Annotated in this window: 20 protein-coding genes; 11 read left to right on the top strand and 9 right to left on the bottom strand. The window is 74.1% G+C overall.

Annotated elements, in window-relative coordinates; all coding sequences use genetic code 11:
- Positions 1-64: 64 nt before the first annotated feature.
- Genes ESG85_RS09790 through ESG85_RS09765 form a run of 5 tightly spaced genes read right to left on the bottom strand, consistent with a single transcriptional unit; the run spans position 65 to position 6,762 of the window.
- The gene (locus ESG85_RS09790) at positions 65-1,180 is read right to left on the bottom strand and encodes a DegT/DnrJ/EryC1/StrS family aminotransferase (RefSeq protein ID WP_128977674.1); all 1,116 of its coding nucleotides are present in this window, start codon (positions 1,178-1,180) and stop codon (positions 65-67) included.
- The gene (locus tag ESG85_RS09785) at positions 1,180-1,956 is read right to left on the bottom strand and encodes an acetyltransferase (RefSeq protein WP_128977673.1); all 777 of its coding nucleotides are present in this window, start codon (positions 1,954-1,956) and stop codon (positions 1,180-1,182) included. Before ESG85_RS09785 ends, ESG85_RS09790 begins: the two co-directional genes overlap by 1 nt.
- Entirely contained in the window at positions 1,953-4,121 is a 2,169-nt protein-coding gene (locus ESG85_RS35825) for an aminotransferase class I/II-fold pyridoxal phosphate-dependent enzyme (protein ID WP_246094905.1), read from the bottom strand. Before ESG85_RS35825 ends, ESG85_RS09785 begins: the two co-directional genes overlap by 4 nt.
- Complete coding sequence (locus tag ESG85_RS09770; RefSeq protein WP_246094904.1) at positions 4,118-5,239, bottom strand: Gfo/Idh/MocA family protein; 1,122 nt, start codon at positions 5,237-5,239, stop codon at positions 4,118-4,120. Before ESG85_RS09770 ends, ESG85_RS35825 begins: the two co-directional genes overlap by 4 nt.
- Before the next feature lie 50 nt (positions 5,240-5,289).
- On the bottom strand, positions 5,290-6,762 hold the full coding sequence (locus tag ESG85_RS09765; protein ID WP_128977671.1) for a sugar transferase: 1,473 nt from the start codon (positions 6,760-6,762) through the stop codon (positions 5,290-5,292).
- Positions 6,763-7,162: 400 nt separating this feature from the next.
- On the opposite strand from ESG85_RS09765, the gene ESG85_RS09760 reads away from it, so the two are divergent.
- The 3 genes from ESG85_RS09760 (at position 7,163) to ESG85_RS09750 (ending at position 10,649) form a co-directional block, all read left to right on the top strand.
- Positions 7,163-8,023, top strand: a complete 861-nt coding sequence (locus ESG85_RS09760; protein WP_128977670.1) for a glycosyltransferase family 2 protein — start codon at positions 7,163-7,165, stop codon at positions 8,021-8,023.
- Between the two features lie 83 nt (positions 8,024-8,106).
- Positions 8,107-9,465 (top strand): glycoside hydrolase family 6 protein, encoded by a 1,359-nt coding sequence (locus ESG85_RS09755; RefSeq protein WP_128977669.1) that lies wholly within the window; start codon positions 8,107-8,109, stop codon positions 9,463-9,465.
- A gap of 143 nt (positions 9,466-9,608) precedes the next feature.
- On the top strand, positions 9,609-10,649 hold the full coding sequence (locus tag ESG85_RS09750; RefSeq protein ID WP_128977668.1) for a M4 family metallopeptidase: 1,041 nt from the start codon (positions 9,609-9,611) through the stop codon (positions 10,647-10,649).
- A gap of 124 nt (positions 10,650-10,773) precedes the next feature.
- Here ESG85_RS09750 and ESG85_RS09745 read toward each other — a convergent pair whose 3' ends face one another.
- The gene (locus ESG85_RS09745; RefSeq protein ID WP_128977667.1) at positions 10,774-11,484 is read right to left on the bottom strand and encodes a TetR/AcrR family transcriptional regulator; all 711 of its coding nucleotides are present in this window, start codon (positions 11,482-11,484) and stop codon (positions 10,774-10,776) included.
- Positions 11,485-11,611: 127 nt separating this feature from the next.
- Between ESG85_RS09745 and ESG85_RS09740 the strand changes: the two genes are divergently transcribed.
- Entirely contained in the window at positions 11,612-13,249 is a 1,638-nt protein-coding gene (locus ESG85_RS09740) for an amidohydrolase (RefSeq protein WP_128977666.1), read from the top strand.
- Positions 13,250-13,310: 61 nt separating this feature from the next.
- On the opposite strand, the gene ESG85_RS09735 is transcribed toward ESG85_RS09740, so the two are convergent.
- Positions 13,311-14,363, bottom strand: coding sequence for a LacI family DNA-binding transcriptional regulator (locus ESG85_RS09735; protein WP_128977665.1), 1,053 nt, complete (start codon positions 14,361-14,363; stop codon positions 13,311-13,313).
- A 139-nt stretch (positions 14,364-14,502) separates the two neighbouring features.
- Between ESG85_RS09735 and ESG85_RS09730 the strand changes: the two genes are divergently transcribed.
- The 7 genes from ESG85_RS09730 (at position 14,503) to ESG85_RS09700 (ending at position 22,918) form a co-directional block, all read left to right on the top strand.
- A complete protein-coding gene (locus ESG85_RS09730) occupies positions 14,503-16,125 on the top strand; it encodes an ABC transporter substrate-binding protein (protein ID WP_128977664.1) in 1,623 nt (540 codons plus the stop codon).
- A gap of 5 nt (positions 16,126-16,130) precedes the next feature.
- Positions 16,131-17,090 carry an ABC transporter permease gene (locus ESG85_RS09725; RefSeq protein WP_128977695.1) on the top strand — a complete coding sequence of 320 codons (960 nt, stop codon included), beginning with the start codon at positions 16,131-16,133 and terminating at the stop codon, positions 17,088-17,090.
- Positions 17,087-17,971: an ABC transporter permease gene (locus ESG85_RS09720; protein ID WP_128977663.1), complete on the top strand. Its 885-nt coding sequence runs from the start codon at positions 17,087-17,089 to the stop codon at positions 17,969-17,971. The genes ESG85_RS09725 and ESG85_RS09720 overlap by 4 nt, the downstream gene beginning before the upstream one ends.
- A gap of 5 nt (positions 17,972-17,976) precedes the next feature.
- Positions 17,977-18,993: an ABC transporter ATP-binding protein gene (locus ESG85_RS09715; RefSeq protein WP_128977662.1), complete on the top strand. Its 1,017-nt coding sequence runs from the start codon at positions 17,977-17,979 to the stop codon at positions 18,991-18,993.
- On the top strand, positions 18,990-19,823 hold the full coding sequence (locus tag ESG85_RS09710) for an ABC transporter ATP-binding protein (RefSeq protein WP_219825171.1): 834 nt from the start codon (positions 18,990-18,992) through the stop codon (positions 19,821-19,823). Before ESG85_RS09715 ends, ESG85_RS09710 begins: the two co-directional genes overlap by 4 nt.
- 211 nt (positions 19,824-20,034) lie before the next feature.
- On the top strand, positions 20,035-20,733 hold the full coding sequence (locus tag ESG85_RS09705; RefSeq protein ID WP_128977660.1) for a VC0807 family protein: 699 nt from the start codon (positions 20,035-20,037) through the stop codon (positions 20,731-20,733).
- Between the two features lie 124 nt (positions 20,734-20,857).
- Positions 20,858-22,918: a SpoIIE family protein phosphatase gene (locus tag ESG85_RS09700; RefSeq protein WP_128977659.1), complete on the top strand. Its 2,061-nt coding sequence runs from the start codon at positions 20,858-20,860 to the stop codon at positions 22,916-22,918.
- A 132-nt stretch (positions 22,919-23,050) separates the two neighbouring features.
- Here ESG85_RS09700 and ESG85_RS09695 read toward each other — a convergent pair whose 3' ends face one another.
- Positions 23,051-23,503, bottom strand: coding sequence for an SRPBCC family protein (locus ESG85_RS09695; protein ID WP_128977658.1), 453 nt, complete (start codon positions 23,501-23,503; stop codon positions 23,051-23,053).
- A gap of 94 nt (positions 23,504-23,597) precedes the next feature.
- Positions 23,598-24,224, bottom strand: coding sequence for a DinB family protein (locus ESG85_RS09690; RefSeq protein ID WP_128977657.1), 627 nt, complete (start codon positions 24,222-24,224; stop codon positions 23,598-23,600).
- Positions 24,225-24,391 lie beyond the last annotated feature (167 nt).

The following is a 24,391-nucleotide window of genomic DNA, read 5'->3' as shown; positions in this document are numbered from 1 at the left end:
GGGCCCCTGGGGCCGGTCCCCTGGGGATGAGGAGGACCGGCCCTTCAGTGGCGGACGTGCCCTGTCAGTCCAGGGCATTCACCAGCGCGTCCACGACCCTTCGCTGCTGGTCGTGGGTGATCTGCGGGAAGAGCGGCAGCGAGAGGATCTCGTCGGCGGCCCGTTCCGCGTGCGGGAAGTCCCCGCGCTCGTAACCGAGATGGCGGTACGCGGGCGTCAGGTGCACCGGCGTCGGGTAGTGCACGCCCGCCCCGATGCCGCTCGCGTTCAGCTTGCCCACCACCGCGTCACGATCGGCACCCGGCACCCGCACCACGTACAGGTGCCACACGTGCACGTTGCCGTCGGCCGTCACCGGGCGGACCACCCGGCCCGCGTCGGCGAGCGGCGCGAGCTGCTCGTCGTAGCGGGCGGCTGCCGCCCGCCGGGCCTCGTCACCGGCGGCCAGCCGGCGCAGCTTGGCCCGCAGCACCACGGCCTGCAGGCCGTCGAGCCGGCTGTTGAAACCGGGCACGTCGTGCCGGTACTTCGCCACCCCGCCGTGGTTGGCGATCGCCCGCACCAGGGCCGCCGCCTCCGCGTCGTCGGTCACGACCGCACCCGCGTCGCCGTACGCGCCCAGGTTCTTGCCCGGGTAGAAGCTCGTCGCGGCGATCCCGCCGCTGCCCGGCGTGCGACCGTCCCGGCTCGCCCCCTGGGACTGCGCCGCGTCCTCCACGATCCGTACCGTCCCGGGCAGGGCCTCGGCGAGCGCCGCGACGTCCGCGCACTGCCCGTACAGGTGCACCGGCACCACCGCCCGGGTGGCGCCGGTGACCGCGGCGAGCGCGGCCTCCGGGTCGAGCAGCAGGGTGCCGGGATCACAGTCGGCGAGCACCGGGCGGGCGCCGGTCCGCGCCACCGCGCCCGCGGTGGCGATGAACGTGTTCGCGGGCAGCACGACCTCGTCGCCCGCCCCGACACCGCTCGCCCGCAGCGCCAGCTCCAGCGCGTCCGTGCCGTTGGCGACGCCCACGCAGTGCGCCACGCCGCCGAACGCGGCGTACTCCCGCTCGAACGCGGCGACCTCCTCGCCGCCGATGAACGCGGTGCCGGCGAGGACCCGGTCGAAGCCGGCCCGTATCTCCTCGTCGACCTCCGCGTGGGCCGCCTTCAGGTCGACCAGGGGAATGTGCTCCATCAGTCTCGTTCTCCCCGGGCCCCGGCCGGCTCGGAGCCCGCCTCGGTCGCGTCGGACGACGCCTCGGCCGGGCCGGACGGCGCGTCGGCGGGTTCGGCGGGCTTCTCGCCGTCCGCCTCGAGTTGCTCCAGCGACGGAGGGGGTGCCTCGCGCAGCCGGGTGGCCGGGTTGCCGACCCACACCTCGCCCGGGGGCACGTTGCCGAGGACGACGGCGCCCATGCCGATCAGCGACCAGTCGCCGATCGCCGTGTTCTCGCGGACCAGTGCGCCCGCCCCGAGGTAGACGCCCCGGCCGATCCGGGAGGCGCCGCCGATCCGTACACCGGAGGCGAGCGTCGCGAAGTCGCCGATCTCGTCGTCGTGGGTCAGGACGGTCTGCGGCATGACCGCGACGTGGCGGCCGACCCGCACCGACGCCGTGAGGACGGTGTGGGCGAGCAGCACCGTGCCAGGGCCGATCGACGAGGTATCCGACACGAGCGCCGTCGGGTGCACCACCGTGGTGTAGCGCCGCTCGGGCAGCCCGAGCCGGCCCACCAGACGGGCCCGAGAGGCGGGGTCGCGCGGGTTGCCCACGCACACCACGAAGGAGACGTCGCGCAGTTCCCGGGCACGGTCCGTGCCGCCGAGCACGGGCACCCCGTCGATCTTCTTCCCCCACAGCGCGGGGTCGTCGTCGAGGAATCCCGTCAGGTGCAGGCCGGCGTCGTGGGCGGCCTGCGCGGTCTCCCGCGCGAAGCCGCCGGCGCCGATGATCACGAGCTTCTTCCTCATGGACGTACCGTCGCTTCCCGCAGCACCGCGACCACGCGGTCCTGCTGCTCCTCGGTCATCGTGTGGAACAGCGGCAGGATCAGCGAGTCGCGACTGATCCGCTCGGTCACCGGCAGCGGCGCCGCCGGATGCCCCGCGTAGGCGGGTTCGAGATGGCTCGCCATGATGCCCCGGCGGGCCGACACCCCGGCCTCGGCGAGGATCGCCAGGAGCGCGTCGCGGCCGACCGGGTGGTCCTCGGCGAGCAGCACCCAGTACGACTGGAAGTTGCCCTGCCCGTACGACGGGTCCCGCACCGGTTCGAGGCCGGGCACATCAACCAGCAACTCCCCGTAGCGCGCGGCGAGTTCACGGCGCCTGGCGACCAGTGCGTCCAGCTTCTCCAGCTGGGCGAGGCCGACGGCGGCCTGGATGTCGGTCATCCGGTAGTTGAACCCGGTCTCCAGATAGCTCTCCAGGACCGGCGTGCCGCTCGCGTGCCGCTCGGCCGCCGACACGTTCATCCCGTGCTCGCGCAGCCGCCGCAGCCGCGCCGCCCACTCCGCGTCGTCGGTCGTGACCATGCCGCCCTCACCGGTGGTGAGCAGCTTGCGCGGGTGGAACGACCAGGCGGCCAGCAGCGCGCCGCGCCCGACGGAGCCGCCGTCCACGGTCGAGCCGATCGCGCAGGCCGCATCCTCCACCAGCGGCAGCCCCCAGCCCTCGCACGCCGCGCGCAGCGCCGTGACGTCCGCCGGCACACCGGCCTGGTGGACCACGAGCACGGCCTTGGTGCGCGCGGTGCGGACCGCGTCCACGGTGTCCGGGGTGAGGTTGCCGGTGGCCGGGTCCACGTCGGCGAAGACCGGCTCGGCGCCCACGTACCGTACGGCGTTGGCGGTCGCGATGAACGACAGCGACGGCACCACGACCTCGTCGCCGGGACCGGCCCCCAGCGCGACGAGCGCCAGGTGCAGGGCCGTCGTGCAGGAGCTCACGGCCACGCCGTACCGGGCGCCGACCCGCTCCGCGAAGGCCTGCTCGAAGGCGTCGACGCGCGGCCCCTGGGCGACCCAGCCCGAGCGCACGGCCTCGGCCGCGGCCGTCGCCTCCGCCTCGCCCAGCCACGGAACCATCACGGGGATCCTCGCGGGCGCCCCGGCGGTCCTCCCGCCGCTCCCGCCGGTGCTCGCGCCGGCCGCCCTCTCGGCGTCCGTCGCGGTCGCGCCCTTCTCGGCCCGCCACCAGTCGACCAGGTCCCGCAGACCGGTCCGCAGGTCGATCTCGGCCTTGAAGCCGAGCCGCTCCTCCGCCCGCGTCGTGTCGGCGAGCCGCCGGGTCACCCCGTTCACCGCGCGCGCCGGGCCGTGCACCGGCTCCAGGTTGGAACCCATCACCTCCAGCAGCGCGTCGGCCAGCTCCCGCAGCGAAGTCTCCGTCGACGACGCGACGTTGAAGACCTCGTCGGTCAGGTCCGCGCGGGCCGCGAGGATGTTCGCCCTGGCGATGTCGCGGACGTCCACGAAGTCCATCGTCTGCGTGCCGTCGCCGAGGATCAGCGGCGGCTCGCCCGCCGCGATCCGCTCCATCCAGCGGATCAGCACCTCCGTGTACAGGCCGTGGATGTCCATCCGCGGGCCGTACACGTTGAAGTACCGCAGCGCCACGTAGTCCAGGCCGTACATGGCGTGGAAGCTGCGCAGCATGCCCTCGTTGAACGCCTTGGCCGCGCCGTAGAAGGTGTCGTTGTTGTACGGGTGGTGGCGCTCGTCCGTCGGGAAGGACTCGGCGAGCCCGTAGACGGAGGCCGAGGACGAGGCGATCACCTTGCCGACGCCGGCCGCCGCCGCGGCCTCCAGCACGTTGAACGTGCCGTCGACCATCACCTCGTTGGCCAGCCGCGGCTCCTCCGCGCACTGGGTGATCCGGATCGCGGCCAGGTGGTAGACCAGGTCGGCGCCCTCGGTCACCCGGCGGACCGTCGCCGCGTCACGGATGTCGCCCTCGACGAGGCGGACCCGGCCGCTCGCCAGGGCCCGGGCGAGATTGGCCCGGCGGCCGCGCACGAAGTTGTCGAGCACCACGACCTCGCGCGCACCTCCCTCGACGAGGAGGTCCGTCACATGGGAGCCGATGGTGCCGGCACCGCCGGTGACCAGGACCCGCTTGTCCCGAATATCGCTCAACGCCGTTCTCCCGCCGCCTCGTCCGCGTTCTTCAGGGACCGGTCCCCGCCGGTCCGCAGGCCGACGACCGCGCCACGGAACTCCAGGCTCCGCGAGGCCGCCTCCAGGATGTCCAGGACCCGCAGCCCCGCCCGCCCGTCGGTCAGCGGCGCCCGTCCCTCGGTGATCGCCGCCGCGAACTCGTCGACCATGCTGCGCAGCGCCTCCTTCTCCCCGAGCGCGGGCGCGACCATGTCACCGCTCCGGTACGAGATCAGCGCCTCGCGCCGCTCGTCCGCGCCCAGGTCCTGCGGCGTTGCCAGGTCGACCCCGCGGTCGAAGACCGCGACGCGCTGCGCCGGGTTCAGGTCGTCCCAGATCAGGGTGCGCTTGGCGCCGCCGACCATGGTGGTGCGGACCTTGGTGGGGGAGAGCCAGTTGACGTGCACGTGGGCGATGGCCCCCGTGTCGAGCTGGAGGGTGAGGTACGTGATGCAGTCCCGGCCCGCACCGATCGGGTCCGCGCCGTGCGCGGCGACCGCCACCGGCTCCACGTGCTCCGGCAGGATGAAGTCGAGGATCGACAGGTCGTGCGGGGCCAGGTCCCACAGCACGTCGATGTCCTTCTGCACCAGGCCGAGGTTGATCCGCACCGAGTCCACGTAGTGGATGTCGCCGAGCGCGCCCTCGTGGACCAGCTCCCGGATCTTCGCGACGGCCGGCGTGTAGCAGTAGGTGTGGTCGCACATCAGGGTCAGGCCGCGCTCCTCCGCCTCGGCCACCAGCCGCGCCCCGTCGGCGTAGGTGGTGGCCAGCGGCTTCTCGACCAGGACGTGCTTGCCGGCGCGCAGTGCGGCGAGCGCCACGTCCAGGTGGGTGCCGGCCGGAGTGGCGACCGCGACGGCGGCCACCTCGGGGTCCGCGAGGACAGCGGCGTAGTCGTCGGTGGCCTGCACGGTGGAGTAGCCGCCGAGGACCCGCCGGGCGCGCGCGACGTCGAGGTCGCACAGCCAGCGCAGCCGGAACCGGTCGCTGGACTGGAAGTTGCGGACCAGGTTCGGCCCCCAGTAGCCGGCGCCTATGACGGCGACTCCCAGGGCCTGTCCCGGCCGCTCGTCGGGCCGGTCGGCGTCGTTCAACGTGTTCCCCTCCAGGTGGGCGGGCGGTTCTACGGGACGGTGGGCGCGCATCAGTAGGCGCCCGTCGCGCGGACGACGGCGGGGCCGGTGCGCAGCAGGATCACGGCGTCGAGGCCGAGCGACCAGTTGTCGACGTACGCGAGGTCGAGCCGGACGGCCTCCTCCCACGGCAGGTCGGAGCGGCCGCTCACCTGCCACAGACCGGTGAGACCCGGCTTCACGAGCAGCCGGCGGCGGATCTCGTGGCTGTAGCCCGCGACCTCCTCGGGCAGCGGCGGCCGGGGCCCGATCAGTGCCATCCGACCGCTCAGGACGTTGATCAGCTGCGGCAGTTCGTCCAGCGAGTAGCGCCGCAGCGTGGCGCCGATCGGAGTGACCCGGGGGTCGTCGCGGACCTTGAACAGCAGTCCGTCGCTGTTGTGGTTGGCGGACGCCAGCTCCGCGCGGCAGGCCTCCGCGTCGGTCCGCATCGTGCGGAACTTCAGCATGGTGAACTGCTTGCCGTGCAGTCCCACCCGGACCTGCCGGAACAGCGCCGGCCCCTTGCTGCCGAGCCGCACCGCGAGGGCCACCCCGAGCATCAGCGGCGACAGCAGCAGGAGCAGTACGGCGGCGATCAGCCGCTCGGCCACCTCCTTCGGGAGCCGGGCGAGCCGCGAGAGCCGGGGCGCGCGGACGTGGACCAGCGGCACCCCGCCGATCGTCCGCACCTCCAGACGCGTGGCCGACACGTCGCCGAACGCCGGTGCGATCAGGAAGTCGCCGCCGACGGCGGCGGTGCTCCACGCGAGACGGCGCAGCAGCGGCGCGTCGATCTCCGGCGACGGCACGGCCACCACGGCGGCGGTGTCCCCGAACGCCCGGATGACACCCGGGACTTCGTCGACCCCGCCGAGCACGGGAACTCCGCACCGGTCCACCGCGGACGCGTTCACCGGATCGGTCAGGCACGCCCCCACGATGTCCATCCCCTGGAGCAGGGAACGCGCGGAGGCACCGGGCCGCCGGTCGCGCAGCAGCGCCGTCAGCAGCTCGGCGACCCCGGCCGAAGGGCCGACGAGCACCGCCCTCGTACGCCGCCGTCCCCGTGCCCAGTGCGCCCGCAGCCGGCGCCGCAGCGCGAACCGGGCGAGGAGCGACAGCGCGGCGGCCGCCGGGACGGCCAGGATCATCGCGTACGTCAGGTCCGGATCGTGGGCCATGCCCCAGCCCAGCACCACGGCCACGGCCGGGAGCACCAGCGCGGCGCGCAGCACCCGCCGGTAGACCTCTGCCCCGGAACCGAGCCGGCCGGACGCATAGCCCCCGTGGGCGTGGAGCAGTACGGTCCAGGACGGCGGCAGTGCGAGCAGGGCCGCCCAGTGACCGCCGGCCCGCAGCACGAACAGGGCGGCCACCGCCGCCGCCGTGGAGTCCGCGGCGAACAGGGCCAGTTGGTGTCTCCTCCGCCACCATGGGCGAGGGATGTCGACGTGTGTGGATTCGACACGGTGCCGCTCATGCGTGACCGGCAGGACGGTCATCCATTCCCCCCAAGGGCGCTTCGCGCGCACCCCGTCGAACCCTCGCGGTCCTTACCCCCGACGCGTCCGCGAGCGCACGGCTCGCGGACAGGGGAAGGGCGGCGACGGTCGACGAGGGTGTGCGGCTCTTCCGCCTGACTGAACGGTGCGGACCGAGTCGCAAGTCTCCCCAGCCACGGCCGGGTCCGCACAGGACGCAGAAACCGCCCGGGACACGAGGTGTTCGCGACCGAGCGGGTTCGGCAGCGCTCAATCTAGACCAACTAGGGCAGGCCAGCCAGGAGTTGTGTGAAACTCCTACCGATACTTGAAGAATCTGTGCATGCCGGCCAGGTCGTCGCACGGACACCGTCGGCGGAAAGGCGCCCTGCCGGCGGTCCGGCGTGGTCATACTGGCCCGGTGCCCAGCATCGTGATCCCCGCCCACAACGAGGAACGCACCCTCGGCCGGCTCCTGGACCGCCTTCTGGACGGCGCCGACGACGGGGAGTTCGACATCCTCGTCGTGTGCAACGGCTGTACGGACGACACCGCCGCCGTCGCCGCAGCGCGCGGCCCGCGGATCCGCGTCGTCGAGACCCCCGTCCCCTCCAAGCACGAGGCGCTGCGCCTCGGCGACCGCCACGCGGAGGGCTTTCCGCGGCTGTACGTGGACGCCGACGTGGAACTCGGCGCCGCCGACGTCCGCGCCCTCGGCGCGGCACTCGACGGCCCCGGCGCCGTGCTCGCCGCCGCGCCCGCGCGCGAACTTCCCATGACCGGCTGCTCCTGGCGGGTGCGCGCCTACTACCGCGTGTGGCAGCGCCTCCCCGCCGTACGCGACGGCCTGTTCGGGCGCGGGGTGATCGCCATGTCGGCCGAGGGCCACGCCCGGCTCGCCGCGCTCCCGCCACTGATGGCCGACGACCTGGCCGCCTCCCTCGCCTTCACCCCGGCCGAACGCGCCGTGGTCCCCACCGCCCGCGTCGTCGTCCGCCCGCCCCGCACCTGGCGGGACCTGATCCGCCGCCGGATCAGGGCGGCGACCTCCACGGCCCAGCTCGAGGCCCACCAGGGCACCTCCGCCACCGCCGGAACGCCGCAGCCCTCCGCCCGCACCGGCGTCGCGGACCTCCGCGCCCTGCTGCGCGCCGACCCGGCCCTGCTGCCCGCCGTGATCGTCTTCCTCTCCGCGGCGCTCGCCGCCCGCAGGGGTGCCCGCAAGGCGGTCGCCGCGGGCGACTTCGACACCTGGCTGAGGGACGAGAGCAGCCGTCAGTGACCTGAGGGACGCGGCCGTTCGGGTCCCGGCGTGAGCACGTGCGCCTAGGCTGCACGTGATCACGCCACGAGGGGGGACCAGTCATGACGCACCGGAATCCGAGGCGACGGGCCGCCCTTCTGGCGGCGCTGGCGCTCGTCGTCGGCGCCGCCTGGACGGGGGCGAACGCGCCGACGGCGCGCGCAGGGGAACAGACCGCGGCGGCGGGGGAGCAGGCAGTGGCGGCGAACGCCGGCGCCGGGAAGCGGGCAGGAGCCGCGACGGTGACGGCGGACGCCGGGCCCCTCTCTCCCACGACCCGTTTCCACGTGGACCCCGGCAGCAGGGCGGCGCGGCAGGCGGTGGTGGACGCCGCCGCCGGGGACACGGACGACGCCGCGCTCATGGCGCGGCTCGCCGAGCTCCCGCAGGCGGCCTGGTTCGCCGGGGGCACACCCGGCCAGGTCCGGGCGGACGCCGCCGCGCTCGTCGCACGGGCCGGCGCCGCCGGGCAGGTCCCGGTGCTCGTCGCGTACAACGTGCCCGGCCGGGACTGCGGGCTCTACTCCGGTGGCGGCGCCGCGTCCTCCGCCGCGTACCGGGAGTGGATCACCGCCTTCGCCGAAGGCGTCGGGGACGCCCCGGCCGTCGTGGTCCTGGAGCCGGACGGCCTCGCGGCCCTGCCCGAGGACTGCGCGGGCCCGGCCGATCCCGGCGGCGAGCTCACCGCCGCCCGCCTCGCCGACCTCGGCTTCGCCGTGACCACGCTCAAGCAGCGGCCCGGCACCGTCGTCTACCTCGACGCCGGCAACAGCCGGTGGCGCGCCGTCGGCGACATGGCCCGGCGGCTGATCGACGCGGGCGTCGCCCGCGCCGACGGCTTCTCGCTCAACGTGTCCAACTTCCAGCCCACCGACCACGAGACCCGCTACGGCACCTGGGTGTCCAAGTGCGTCTGGTTCGCCACCAAGGGCCCCGAGTGGGGGCGCGGCCACACCGACTGGTGCGCGAACCAGTACTACTCCGCCGCCGCCCCCAATGACGGACAGCCGGGCAACGCCGTCTCCGCCGACGACCCGACCACCTGGCACTGGACCGACGCCTGGTACGACCGGACCGTCGGTCAGCCCGCCACCACCGCACTCGCCCACTTCGTCGTCGACACCAGCCGCAACGGCCGCGGCCCCTGGAAGCCGGCCGCCGGCACCTACGCCGACCCCGAGACCTGGTGCAACCCGCCCGGCCGCGGCATGGGCCCGCGCCCGACCGCCGACACCGGCCTGCCCCTCGTCGACGCGTACCTGTACGTGAAGACGATCGGCGACTCCGACGGCAGCTGCACCCGCGGCACCACCGGCCCCGTCGATCCGGTGTACGGCGTCGTCGACCCGCCCGCCGGCGCCTGGTGGCCGGACTTCGCGCACGCCCTGGCCCGCGACGCCGAACCGGCCCTGCTGCCCTGAGCCGCCGGGGCCTTCGCCCGGCACGGGCATCCTGGCGGCCTTCTTCGAACGGGCTCTCGACGCGAGGCCCCGTCCTGCGCGATGATCACGCCCGCACCACGCCACCCCCTCACCACCTCGCATCCCCCACCGGGAGGACGTTGATGGCTCGCCGCACATCCCGCGGCCTGATCGCCGCGGCCACCGCCACCGTGGCGCTGATCGCTCCGGCAGGCTCGGCCGCGGCCTCGGGGTCCGCCCCCGCCGCCGGGCCCCAGGCCCGTGTCTTCATGGTCAACCCCGTGCAGTCCACGGGCGACCAGTCGCTCACCGACGCCAAGGACGCCGCCTCCGCGGTGCCCGGCTCCGCGTACACCACCGTGGAACTCCGCGGGCTCGACGGCAGCGGCGGGCTCTCCGGCCGCTGGGCGTACGTCCGCTCCGAGACGGGCCCCGCGGCGAAGGCCGCCGACGCCGGCTCGTACGACCGGCACGACGACCGGTTCGAACAGGTCATGGCGTACTTCTGGGTCAACGAGGCCCAGGAGTACCTGCAGGACCTCGGCTTCGGCACCGAGCTGCGGGGCGCCAACGACCGCGCCCAGCCCGTCCGCATCAACCAGTGGGGCGCGGACAACTCCTTCTTCACCGACAAGAAGGACGAGATCCGCTTCGGCAAGGGCGGCGTCGACGACGCCGAGGACGCCGAGGTGATCGTGCACGAGTACGGGCACGCCGTGCACGAGGCCCAGGTCCCCGGCTTCGGCACCTCGGCCGAGGCCGGGGCGATCGGCGAGGCCTTCGGCGACTACCTGGCCGTCGAGGTCGGCAGCGCGGCCGCCGCCCGCCACGGCTGGCCGGTGAAGGCGAACCCCGCCTGCGTGGCCGACTGGGACTCCGTCGCGTACAGCGCGGCCCCGCACTGCCTGCGCACGGTCGACGGCGACAAGACCTACGCCGACCGGACCGGCGAGGTGCACGCCGACGGCGAGATCTGGTCCCGGGCGCTGTGGGACATCCGCCGTGCGCTCGGCGCCAGGACCGCCGACCGGATCATCGTGAACGCCCAGTTCGGCTTCGCCCCCGACACCTCCTTCGCGGACGCCGCGGCGAAGACGATCGCCACCGCCCGCGCCATGTACGGCCAGGACGAGGCCGACGCGGTCCGCGAGGCCTTCCGGGCCCGGGAGATCCCGGGAATCTGAGGACGGTCCCGAGCCCGACGGGCCGCACGCGAGGCGCCCACCCGTAGGTGCCCGCGCCTCGGCCCGGCGGCGTACGGGCGTGCGGGCGTGCGCGGTCGAGGACGATCGCGCACGCCCGCGCTCCTCAGCCCCGCGTGTGGGCCGCCAGTCGCGCGCCCACCGCGTCCAGCAGCAGTTCCAGCGCGAACGGGTGGCCGCTGTCCCGCATGTCCGCCGCGAGCAGCGGGTACGTCGCCGCGACATGCGGATGGGTGTCCGCCGAGAGCTTCCCGTACGCCGCGTGCCACACCCGCTCGTCCGCCGCCCGCGCCGGTTCGGGCAGCGCGAGGGCGGCGGCGTCCAGGGCGGCGAAGGCCAGCGCCTGGTCCACGAACGCGTGGTAGATCCGCACCGCCTCCGCGTCCGGGAACCCCGCCTCGCGCAGCACCCCGAGGATCGACTCGACGGCCCGCGTCTCGTGCTCACGGCCGGTCGTGCGGTGCGCCGCGAGCGCCGCCACCTGCGGGTTCGCCAGGTACGCGGCATGGATGCGCAGCGCGATCTCCCGCAGGTCCGTCCGCCAGTCGCCGGTGGCCCGCCAGCCGGCCTGCGCCCGCCCCACCATCTCGTCGGCGAGCGCGAGGAGCAGGGCGTCGGTGTTGCGGAAGTAGCGGTAGACCGCGCTGGGATCCGCGCCCAGGGCCGCACCCAGGCGCCGTACGGACAGTGCGTCGGCCCCGTGCTGGGCGACCAGGCGCAGGGCGGTCTCCACGATCATCCGTTCGGAGAGCACGGTGCCGTTCTTGGTGGGGCGGCGGCGCTGCCGCCGGTGCTCCGGAACCACTCGTTCTGCCATGGGCCGGAACCCTATCGCCGCGGTCCTTATGACAACACCCTTGACCTTCGGGTGACGGCGGCGGTTGCATGACGCATCCCGAACCGGCCGCCCGCGCCGGGCCCCCTCACCTTCCAGGAGTACGCAGATGAGCACGGCCGACCTGGTCTTCACCGGAGGCCCCGTCTTCACCGGCGACCCGGCCCGCACCCGGGCCGGCTCCCTCGCCGTGACCGGTGACCGGATCACCGCCGTCGGGCACGACGAGGTGCGCGAACTCATCGGGCCCCGTACCGAAGTCGTCGACCTGCACGGGAAGTTGCTGATCCCCGGCTTCCAGGACGCGCACATCCACGCGGTGTACGGCGGCGTGGAACTCGCCGAGTGCGACCTCAGCGGCACGACGGGCGTCGACGAATACCGCGCGATCATCGCCGAGTTCGCCGCCGCCCACCCCGACCACGAGTGGATCACCGGCGGCGGCTGGTCCCTGGAGAGCTTCGAAGGCGGCCTGCCCACCCGGCAGTTGCTCGACTCCCTCGTTCCCGACCGGCCCGTCTGCCTGGTCAACCGCGACCACCACGGCTCCTGGGTCAACTCCCGCGCCCTGGAACTCGCCGGGATCACCGCCGGCACCCCCGACCCCGTCGACGGCCGCATCGAGCGCGACGCGGACGGCGTCCCCACCGGCGTCCTCCAGGAAGGCGCCTCCGCCCTGGTCTCCCGGCTGATCCCGCCGAGCACCACGGCCGACCGGATCGCGGGCCTGCTCCGCGCCCAGGCCCTGCTGCACTCCCTCGGCGTCACGGGCTGGCAGGACGCCCTGCTCGGCGAGTTCAGCGGCAAGCCCGACCCGTCCGACGCCTACGTCGCCACAGCCCAGGACGGGACCCTCACCGCCCGCGTCACCGGCGCCCTGTGGTGGGACCGGCTCCGGGGCGCCGAGCAGATTCCCGAACTCGTCGCGCAGAGGGAGAAGCTGAGCCGCGGCCGGTTCCGCGCCGGATCCGTCAAGATCATGCAGGACGGCATCGCCGAGAACTTCACCGCCGCCCTGACCAGCCCCTACCTCGACGGCTGCGGCTGCCCCACGGCCAACACCGGGATGAGCTTCGTCGACCCCGAGGCGCTGCGCGGCCACGTCACCGCGCTCGACGCCCTCGACTTCCAGGTCCACTTCCACGCGCTCGGCGACCGTGCCGTGCGGGAGGCCCTGGACGCGATCGAGGCGGCCGTCGCCGCCAACGGCCGCCGCGGCAACCGCCACCACCTGGCCCACCTCCAGGTCGTGCACCCCGACGACCTCGTCCGCTTCGCCCGGCTCGGCGCGCTCGCCAACATCCAGCCGCTGTGGGCCGCGCACGAACCGCAGATGGACGAACTGACCATCCCGTTCCTCGGCCCCGAACGCGCCGCCTGGCAGTACCCGTTCGGCGACCTCGTACGGGCCGGGGCGACGCTGGTGGCCGGCAGCGACTGGCCGGTCAGCAGCCCCGACCCGCTCGCCGGACTGCACGTCGCCGTCAACCGGGTCGAGCCGGGTCGGGCGGGCGACGGGCCGGTGTTCCTGCCCGAGCAGCGGCTCGACCTGACGACGGCCCTGGCCGCCTACACCGCGGGCTCGGCCCACGTGAACGGGCACGACGACGCGGGGAGTCTGCGGGCGGGGCATCTGGCGGACCTGGTGGTGCTGGACCGGGACATCCTCACGGGGCCGGCGGAGGAGATCGGGGCGGCGCGGGTGGAGCAGACGTTCGTGGGCGGCGCGCGGGTGTACGCGCGCTGAGCACTCCGCCGGCCTCGGGCCCGTTGTGGTCTTCCCGTTTCCGTACCCCGTGATCCGGAGGTCAGTTCCGATGCATCGACGACTTCCGTGCCCGGAGTCGGGCCGTCAGCAGGACGCCCTGAGGGGTGTCGCCGTCGGCCTCCAGGGCGGAGACCAGCAGGGACATGCCCTCCTCGGCCACGTCCGCGGGGCGGAGGCTCAGGGTGCTGACCGGCGGGTCGGCGTGGGCGGCGGATTCGTCCTCGCTGACGCAGATCACCCGTACGTCCGCGGGGACGGCCAGGCCGAGGCGGCGTGCCGCGTCCATCACGAGGGGCGGACTCGCCTCGGCGACGACGAAGAGGCCGTCCGGGCGCGGGTCGGCGGTCAGGGCCTGTTCGACGGCCCGGACCACCGGGCCGTTCCCGGGCGTCGGGACCAGGGTGACCCGTTCCGGTGTGCCGTGCCGTGCGCACCAGGCGCGGTACGCCGCGAGGGTCTCGCGGTGGAAGCGGGTCGTGCTGTCCGGGAGGACGAGCGCGGGCCGCCGCGCGCCGCCGGCGCGCAGGTGGTCCAGTGACTCCCGTACCGCCGCGTCGGTGTCGATGTCGACCCAGTGCGCGCCGGTCCGGCCCGCGACCGACGCGTCGCTGAAGACCGGGATCCGGGCCGCCAGCAGGTCCTCCACCAGCGGGTCGTCCTGGACCGGGTCGGCGACGATCACCGCCTCCAGGGGCAGGTCCGCCCACTCCCGCTGCAGCGTTCCCGCGGGCAGCATCACCAGGGCGTACCCGTGCCGCAGCGCGGCGGCGGACGTCGCGCCGGTGAGCCGCGCGAAGTAGGGCGAGTCGAGGTACGCCCAGGGCTCGCCGGCGAACTCGCCGACCACGTAGCCGATCAGCCGGGCCCGTCCGGCGCGCAGCTGGCGTGCGGTGGCGTTGGGCCGGTAGCCCATGCGGCGCGCGGTCTCGACCGCCTTCTGCCGTACGGCGGGGGAGAGCCGCCCCGTGCCGTTCAGCGCCGCCGACACGGTCGTCTTCGAGAGGCCCGCCTCGCGGGCCACGTCCACGAGCCGTACCCGCGGCGCCGCCGCCCGGACACGGCTCTGTCCGGCATGCCGTTCAGGTGTGGTCACGGTCCGATGGTGCCATCGCTCCGACCTTTGCAAAACCGTTCCCGCAGAGTCTTGTGCGGGAACGTTCCCGCATCAATACTCGCCTCCATTCCTCCCCCCACCATCCCCCGTCACTACACCCGTAAAGGGGTGGGTCTCCTTGCGCACGCCCAGACTCCTCGCCGCCGTCGCCTGTACCGCCGCCCTCGCCACCGCCTGCTCCGGCGCCACCCGGCCCGCGGGCGACGCCGGCAGCTACACCGTCACCCCGCTGAGCCCGGCGGCCAAGGGCACGCTGTCCTCCTTCACCTGGTCGCTCTACGCCGAGCCGTACACCCTCGACTACGCCCAGGCCTTCGACTACCCGCCCAACACCGTCCTCGCGAACGTCTGCGAGCAGCTCCTGCGGGTCACGCCCGACCTGAGGATCGAGCCCGGGCTCGCCGTGAAGTGGGAGAACCCCCAGCCCGACGTGTGGGTCTACACCCTGCGCTCCGGCGTCACCTTCCACGACGGCACCGTGATGACCGCCGACGACGTCGTCGCCTCCCTCAAGCGCCAGACGGACCCCGCCACCGGCTCGCCCTGGGGCTCCGCCTTCAAGAACGTCAAGGCGATCGAGAAGACCGGCCCCCTGGAGGTCACCCTCCGGCTCACCAAGCCCGACGTCCTGCTGAACGAGCTCATGGCCGCCTCGCCCGGCACCGTCGAGAGCGCCGCCTTCCTCGCCAAGGCCGGCAAGGACTACGGCGTCCCCGGCGGCAAGGTCAACTGCACCGGCCCGTACGCCCTCGACACCTGGCAGCAGGGCGAGTCCATCACCCTCAGGAAGCACCCCGGCTACTGGGACGAGAAGCTCACGCCCAAGACCGACACCGTCCGCTTCACCTTCGTCGAGGACCCCGCCGCCCGCACCAACACCTTCCTCTCCGGCACCGCCGACGGCGGCTACATGGTCCCCTCGTCCTCGCTCGCCCAGCTGAAGGCGAGCGGCAAGGGCACGCTGTACTTCGGTCCCAACACCGCCGCCGCCAACCTCGCCGTCCTCGACTTCAAGGGCACCCTCGGCGACCTGCGGGTCCGCAAGGCGCTGTCCATGGCGCTGGACCGCGAGAACATCGTCAAGGCCGCCGCCGGCGGCGTCGGCGTCCCCGCCAAGGCCCCCACCGCCCGGGGCGCCTGGGCCCTGCTCCCGGAACGCACCGACGGCTACTTCAAGGAACTGCCCGACCCCGTCCACGACGTCGCCGCCGCCAAGGACCTGATCGACCAGGCCGGCGCCAAGGGCAAGAAGGTCACCCTGGTGACCAGCACCCTCGCCCCCGAGATCAGCGTCGTCGCCAACGCCGTCCAGGCGGCCGGCCGCCAGATCGGCCTCGACGTCCGGCTCAAGGCGGTCGCCCCCGAGGCGTACAGCAGCATCTTCGTCGACCCGAACGCCCGCAAGGGACTCGACCTCGTGATCACCAACGGCTACGACAACACCCCCGACCCGCTGGAGTTCTACCAGTACCTGCGCACCGGCGACTTCGGGAACTACGGCAACTGGTCCGATCCCGTCTACGACGCCGCCTTCGACCGGGCCAACGCCGCCGCCGACCCCGGCGCCCGCAGCGACCTGACCGCCGAACTCCAGCGGATCGCCGTCCGCGAACTGCCCGTCATCCCCGTCTACGAGGCGCCGTACTCCGTCTTCCTCGGCAACCGGATCACCGGCGCTCCCACCGGCATCGCCCAGCTCTACTACCCCTGGGCCGCGACGATCGGCGCCGCGCACCGATGAACGGAATCACCCGCTACCTGCTCGGACGGCTCGCCGGCCTCCTCGGCGTCCTGCTCGTCACCTCCTTCGTCGTCTTCGCCACCGTCCACCTCGCCCCCGGCAACCCGGTCACCTTCCTGCTGCACGGCCGGCCCGCCACACCCGAGACCGTGGCCGCGCTGCGGGCCGAACACCACCTCGACGACCCCGTGGCCGTGCAGTACGCCGGCTGGCTCGGCGACGCCCTGCGCGGTGACTTCGGCCGCTCCACCCAGTACCACCAGGACGTCGCCACCCTGCTCGGCACCCGGCTCGGCGGCACCTTCCTGCTCGTCGGCTACTCGGCCCTGCTCGTCGCCGTCGGCGGCGTCGGCCTCGGCGTGCTCGCCGCCCTGCGCCCCGGCCTCGTCGACCGGCTCGTCCTCATCGGCACCGGCATCGCCACCGCCACGCCCTCCTTCGTCAGCGCCATCGCCCTGGTGTCGCTGTTCTCCGTGAACCTCGGCTGGTTCCCCGGCCCCGGCGGCACCCCCGAGGGCCTCGCCGACCGGCTCCACCACCTGACCCTGCCCGCCGTCGCCCTCGCGACCACGTTCGCCGGCCTGCTCGCCCGCGTCACCCGCTCCGCCATGCTCGACGAACTCGGCCGCGAACACGTCGACGTGGCCCGCGCCCGCGGCGTCGCCGGCCGCACCGTCGTCCGCCGGCACGTGCTGCGCAACGGCCTCGGCCCCGTCGTCACCGTCGGCGGCACCATGCTCGCCGGACTGCTCGTCACCACCTCGATCGTCGAGACCGCCTTCGACGTCCCCGGACTCGGCTCCCTCCTCGTCCAGTCCGTCACCGCCAAGGACTTCGCCGTCGTCCAGGCCGTCACCCTGCTCAGCGTCGCGGTCTTCGTGCTCGTCAACCTGGCCGTCGACCTCCTCGCGCCCCTCATCGACCCCCGGCTCAGCCTGCTCACCCACGGGGAAGGCACCTCATGACCCTCACCGCACCACCCGCGGCGGCCACCGCGCTGCGCAGACGCCCGGGCCTGCGCCGGCTGCGGCTCCTCGGCGGTCAGGGACCGCTGTTCACCGCGGCCCTGCTGCTCCTCGCGGCACTCGTGCTCGTCGCCGCGCTTGCCCCGCTGCTCGCGCCGTACGACCCCGAGGCCATGGACCTCACGGCCAGTCTGGTCGGCACCGGCGGCGACCACCTCCTCGGCACCGACCAGTCCGGCCGCGACATCCTGTCCCGATTGCTGTACGGCGCCCGCACCGGCCTCCTCGGCCCGCTGCTCGTCGTCGCCGTCTCCACCGTGCTCGGCACTGGCCTCGGCGTGCTCGCCGGCTGGCGCGGCGGCTGGGCGGACGCGGTCCTGTCCCGTTCCATGGACCTCGTCTTCGCCGTCCCTGGACTGCTCCTCGCCATCATGCTGGTGGCCGTCGCCGGCTCCGGCATGACCGCCCCCGTCGTCGCCATGGCCGTCGCCTACACCCCGTACGTCGGCCGTCTCGTCCGCGGCGTCGCCCGCCAGGAGAAGGCCCGCCCGTACATCGAGTCGTACCGCGTGCAGGGCTGGTCCGGCCGGACCATCTGCCTGCGCCACCTCCTGCCCAACATCGCGCCCACGGTCCTCGCGCAGTCGGCGATGAACTTCGGCTACGCGCTGATGGACCTGGCCGCCCTCTCCTTCCTCGGCTTCGGCGTCCAGCCGCCGACCGCCGACTGGGGCGCCATGATCAACGAAGGCCAGTCGGCGATCCAGCAGGGCGCGATGCTGCCCGCGCTCGCGCCGTCCTTCTGCATCGTCCTCGCCGTCGTGGCGTTCGGCATCGTCGGCGAGGGAATCGCCGACCGGATCGCGAAGCGGGAGCGGTGAGCCCCATGACGACCGACCGCAGCACCCTCGCCGCCGGCCACGGCCGCACCGCCGACGCGCCCGTCCTGGAGATCGACCGGCTCACCCTCCGGCTCCCCGACGACCGGGCGGCCAGGCCCCTGCTCGACGGGGTCTCCCTGACCGTCGCACCCGGCGAGACCGTCGGTCTCGTCGGCGAGTCCGGCTCCGGCAAGTCCGTCGCCTGCCGCAGCGTCCTCGGCCTGCTGCCCGCCCGCGCCCGCACCTCGGGCCAGGTACGGGTCGCCGGACGCGACGTGCTCACCATGGGCCGCGCCGACCTCGCCGCCACCCGCGCCGGCGAGGTCGCCATGGTCTTCCAGGACCCGCGCGCCTCCGTCAACCCGCTGCGCCGCGTCGGCGACTTCCTCACCGAGGGCCTGCGGGCCACCGGAGTCCCCGCCGCCCGGGCCACCGCGCGCGCCGTGGAACTGCTCGGGGCCGTCGGCATCCGCGACCCGCGCGGCGCGCTCCGCCGCCGCCCGCACGAGTTCTCCGGCGGCATGCTCCAGCGCGTCGTCATCGCCGCCGCCCTCGCCGGCGACCCGGCCCTCGTCGTCGCCGACGAGCCCACCACCGCGCTCGACGTCACCACCCAGGCCGAGATCATCGCGATCCTCACCCGCCTCCAGGCCGAACGCGGCACCGGACTGCTCTTCGTCACCCACGACCTCGAACTCGCGGCGGCCATCTGCGACCGGGTGTACGTCATGTACGCCGGCCGCATCGTCGAGACCGGCCCGACCACCGGACTCTTCGACCGGCCCCGCCACCCCTACACCGCCGGACTGCTCTCCTGCACCCCGCGCCTCGACCCCGGGGCGCCCGCGCCCCGCCCCATCGCGGGACGCCCGGTCTCCGTCGCCGAGGCCCCGCCGGGCTGCGCCTTCGCCGCCCGCTGTCCGTACGCCCAGCCGCGCTGCACCCAGGAGGTGCCCGCGCTCACCGCGCACGGCGCCGGGCTCGCCGCCTGCCACCGCGCCGACGAAGGGATCCTGCCGTGACCGAGACCTCCGGCCTGGCGGTGCGCGGACTGCGCAAGGCGTACGGGGACCACGTCGCCGTCGACGACGTGTCGTTCACCCTCGCGCCCGGCTCGTCGCTCGGCATCGTCGGCGAGTCGGGCAGCGGCAAGACCACCACCGTCCGCATGCTCGTCGGCCTCGAACGCGCCGACGCCGGCTCCGTCACCCTCGACGGCCGGGACCGCTCCGCCGGCACCCGCCGCGGCGGTCCGCGCCGGGCCGAACGGCTCGCGCGGGCCCGCGAGATCCAGATGGTCTTCCAGGACCCCTACCTCTCGCTCGACCCGCGGATCACGGTCGGCGGCTGCGTCGACGAGGTGCTGCGCCTGCACTTCCGTCTCGGCCCCGCCGCCCGCCGGGCCAGGGTCGCCGAGCTGCTCGACCAGGTCGGCCTCGGCCCGCGGGAGGCCGCGGCGCTGCCCCGCGCCCTGTCCGGCGGCCAGCGCCAGCGGGTGGCGATCGCCCGCGCCCTGGCCGCCGAACCACGGGTCCTCGTCCTCGACGAGGCCGTGGCCGCCCTGGACGTCTCCATCCAGGCGCAGATCCTGGAACTCCTGACCGGGATCCGGCGCGACGCGGGCATCGGCTACCTCTTCGTCACCCACGACCTGGGCGTCGTCCGGCACATCACCGAGGAGGTCGTGGTGCTCCGCCACGGCCGGGTCGTCGAGTCGGGAGCCACCGACCGGGTCCTCGGCGCGCCCGAGCACCCCTACACCCGGCTCCTGCTGGACTCCGTCCCGCGCCGCGGCTGGGACCCGGCCCGCATCGCCGGGGCCCGCGCGGCGGCCGGCGGACCCCGTCCGTGAGCCGCACCCGCGGCCTGATCACAGCGCCTGGGCGACGCCGCCGACGCCACCGGTGTCGGCGGCGGGCGCTTCCCCGCGCGGCACGCGCCGCAAGCGGAGGCAGCCCCTCCGGACGCCTTGAAGATCATTTTGTGCGCGCATGCCTTGTGGCGTCCGAAGCCCCCGCCCTACCGTGCCGATTCCGACCACACCACGTTCACCAGGGGGAACCATGTCCGCGACCGCGGCACAGCCCAGTCCGCCGGCCCGCTCGGGCGCCGCCACGGCCATCGGCTGGGCGCTCACCGTCAGTTTCACCATCGTGGCCCCGATCCTCACCTACGGGGCCCTCACCGACCGCGGCTGGAGCGAGTTCGGCGCCCTGCTCGTGAGCGGCGCCTGGCCGGTTCTCGACACGGTGATCCACCTGATCTGGCACCGCAAGGTCGACGAGCTCGCGATCGTCACGCTCTTCTTCCTGGTCCTCACGGCCGTCGTCTCGCTCGTCGGGGACCACTCGGCCCGCACCCTGCTCGTGAAGGACTCCGCCGTCACCGGCCTCTTCGGCGTCCTGTGCATGGTGACCCTCTTCGCGCCCCGCCCGCTGATGTTCTACTTCAGCCGCCGCTTCGCCACCGACGGCACGCCCGAGAGCCACGCGTGGTGGAACGGCCTGTGGCAGATCGAGGGGTTCCGCGCCGTGATGCGCCGGATGACGATCGTCTGGGGCGTCGCCTACCTCGCCGAGGCCGTCACCCGCATCGTCCTGTCGTACGCGCTGTCCGTGGACGCCATGGTCGTCGTCAACCCGATCCTCATCTACGGCACCCTGGGCCTGCTGATCCTGTGGACCGTCCGCACCGGCAAGCGCTCCCGCGCCGAGGGGGAGGCCAGGGCGGCGGAGGCCGCCGCGGCCGCCGCCGGCTCCTGAGGGGCGCCCGTTGCGGCGAGCGGCGGAACCGGGGAGCGCTCGACCTTTATGTCTCATATAGGGTGATGCGATAGGAATCGCGGATTGCGCCCTCCGGGGCCCGGCCGATGCGTAGGTCGATGCGTTGGACACTCACCAGCCGCCGAGCAGGGTTCCGCAGCCGCCCAGGGCGGCCGTCGGTTACGCGGGCGTGCTCAACGACCTGCTGCCCGTCGCGCTGTGGCGCGAGGACGCGCAGGGCAGGGTCGTCGAGTGGTCACTCGCCGCCCAGGACCTGCTCGGCTACCGCCCGGAGGACATCGTCGGGCGGCTCGCCGTGCCGCTCCTGGTGCCCGACGCCAACCGCGAGCTCGCCGACCGGCTGACCCGCAAGGTCCACGCCGGCGAGACCGTGGTCGGCACCCTGCCCGTACGGCACCGCGACGGTCACTCGGTCGCCATGGAGATGTGGATCGTGCCCGCCGCCGACCCGGCGGGCCGGCCCGGCGCCATGCTCATCGCCTTCGAGACCTCCCAGGTCCTGCGGATGCGCGACAACCTGGCCGCGCTCGAATCGCTCTTCACCCAGTCGCCCATCGGCCTCGCCACGCTCGGCCCGGACCTGCGCTTCCTGCGCGTCAACGACGCCCTCGCCCGGATGAACGGCGTCCCGCCCGCCGAGCACCTCGGCCGCCGGCTCACCGAGGTCGTCCCCGGCATCAACGCCGGCTCCCTCGAAGCCCTCATGCAGCGGGTCCTCGACACCGGCACCGCCGTCGTGGACGCCCGGCGGGCCGGCCGCACACCCGCCGACCCCGACCACGACCACATCTGGTCCAACTCCTACGCCCCGCTCCTCGACCACAGCGGCCGCCCGCTCGGCATCATCGCCTCGCTCATCGACATCACCGAGAGCCAGCAGGCCCACATCGAGGTCGAACGCGCCCGCCACCGCTTCGCCCTCCTCGCCGAGGCCGGTGCCCGCATCGGCACCACCCTCGACCTGCGGCAGACGGCGGAGGAGGTGGTCTCCTTCCTCGTGCCCCAGCTGGCCGACTCCGCCGACGTCCACCTCCTCGAGGCCGTCCTCGACCCCGACGAGTCCACCGCCGCCACCCGCGGCGTGCTGCGCCGCCTCGCGGCCTGCTTCCCCGACCCGACCGCGCCGACCGCCCTCCTCGCCCCCGGCCAGACCTTCCAGATCCCGCTCGACTCCGTCTACGAGGAGGTCATCACCGACGCCCGGGCCATGGACCTGTACATCGACGACGTGCCCGCCCTCATCAAGGACCCGCGCCTCGAAGCCCTGCGCCGCTATCTCACCACCCGCATCGGCGCCGCCCGGCTGATCCCGCTCGTGGCCCGCGGCAAGGTCCTCGGCACCGTCTCGGTCACCCGGCTGCGCAGCCGCGACCCCTTCGACGAGGAGGACCGGGTGCTCATGGACGAGGTGGTGGCGCGGGCCGCCACCAACATCGACAACGCCCGGCTCTACACCACCCAGCGGCAGGCCGCCCTCACCCTCCAGCGCAGCCTCACCAACAACGCCCTGCCGGACGTCCCCGGCCTGGAACTCACCGGCCGCTACCTCCCGGCCAGCGACCACGACGTCGGCGGCGACTGGTACGACGTGGTCGCCCTGCCCGGCGGCCGCAGCGGCCTCGTCATCGGCGACGTCATGGGCCACGGCATCCACGCGGCGGCCGTCATGGGACAGCTGCGCACCGCCGTCCGCACCCTGGCCCGCGACGACATCCCGCCGGCCCGGATGCTCCGCTCGCTCGACGCCGTCGTCGCCGACCTCGGCGAGGACGAGATGGCCACCTGCGTGTACGCCGTGTACGACCCGGCCGGAGCGGGCTGGACCATCGCCCGCGCCGGGCACCCGCCGCCGGCCGTGGTCACCCCGGACGGCACCGTCACCTTCCTGGACGGACCGCCGGGCACGCCCCTGGGCACCGGCGCGCACGCGTTCGGCACCGAGGAGGTCGCGGTCCCGGCGGGCGGGCTCCTCGTGCTGTACACGGACGGCCTGATCGAGGCCCGCGACCAGGACATCGACCAGGGCATGGCCCGGGTCGCCGCGGCCCTGCGGGCCATGGACCGCCCGCTGGACGCCCTGTGCGACGAACTGCTGGCGGGGCTTCCCGAGGGCCCGGCCCAGGACGACGTGGCCATCCTGCTCGCCAGGACGACGAGGACATGACCGCCGGCCGTACGAGGCCCTCCGGGGGCTCGCGTACGGTCGCGGTGCGCGGATGCGGTCGCGGTGCGCGGATTCCCTCCGGCTCCCGTACGGGCGCGGCGCGTGCCGGGGCTCGCGTACGGTCGCGTGCGGTCAGGCCGGGGCGCCGCGCTCCAGGATCTCCTTCAGGTGCTGTTCGTCCCGCGGCATCTCCTTGCGGACGTGGGGCTTGACGACGAGGGGCACGAGCGCCCTGCCGATGCCGTGGCCCTCGAAGTCGAGGGAGAGCGACACCCGCGAGCGCCTGCCGTCGTCGAGCGACTCGACGGACCCTTCGAGGTCGGGCCTGACGGGGCCGTCCGTGCCGTGGACCTGCCAGCGGCGGTGCGCGGGATCGAGGGTGAGCTCCACGTTCGAGTCGAAGTCACGGCGCCCCATGTGCCGGGTCACCGTGAACTTCTGGCTCGCGGCGTCGGGGGTGCCGCTCATGCGCCGCACCCGGACCGCGCTCTCCTGCCAGTCCGGCAGGTGGGAGGGGTCCGTGATGTAGGCGAAGACCTCTTCGGGCGGGCGTGCGATGTCGACGGTGGTGTCGATCCTGGACATGTCGCCTCCTGGGTGGAGGGGAGGAACGATCCCTTCCTGGCGGAGGGGGAAGGATCCTTCCCATCGTCCCACGCGGGAGCGTCACCGCACAGGCTCAGCGCCCGCCGGCCCGTGCCCGGTACAGGTCCCTGAGCAGGGCGATCTCCGCGCCGTGGTGAAGCAGCTCCTGGTTCATCCACCAGACGGTCTCGACGAACGGGTCCTCGGGGTCGCTGCCGTGCGGGTAGCTGCTGAAGCCGACCGTGTCCAGCTCCTCGTCGGTCAGGGAGAGCAGCATCTCGCGCCAGGAGGCCATGGCCTCGTCGAAGTCCGCGACGGCCGAGGCCGCGTCCCCGCGGCTGTGGAAGTCGTCCCTGGTCAGGGAGCGGGTGCCGGCGGTGTGGTCGGTGCGCAGGGTGAACATCTCGGCGAGGTGGCTCAGCCGCCACGCCAGGGTGGTGAACGGCGCCGGCTCGGGGTGCGGCGGCGGAGCCGTGTCCCGTCCCCAGTCGCCCGCTCCGGCCAGGACCGTGGCGCCCGGCCCCGGTCCCGCGTCGCGGCGCCGGACCGACCAGCAGCCCGGCACCGGCTCCCACAGGTACTCGTCGTCCGTGACGGGCCCGACCGCGACGTCCGTCCCGTTGCCGCTGTCCATGACCGGCCCGTTGAGCCGGTCGACCAGCCGCTCGCGCGCGAAGTCGAACTGCTGGAGCAGGGGTACGAGGCGGGGCGGCGTCGCCATGGGACGGTCTCCGGGGGTGCGGGGCGGGAAGGATCGCGATGCGTCCGCACCCTGTCACACAACCCGGGCCCCGGCCACGGGATTTCGGCCGGGCGCCCGCCCCCGACCGCGCCGGGCGGCGGACGCCGGGGCCGGGAGCCCCGCGTCGCCGCCACGGCCGGGAGCCC

The organism is Streptomyces roseicoloratus (assembly GCF_004117935.1).
GTDB lineage: Bacteria > Actinomycetota > Actinomycetes > Streptomycetales > Streptomycetaceae > Streptomyces > Streptomyces roseicoloratus.
This window is presented reverse-complemented; position numbering and strand designations above follow the sequence as displayed.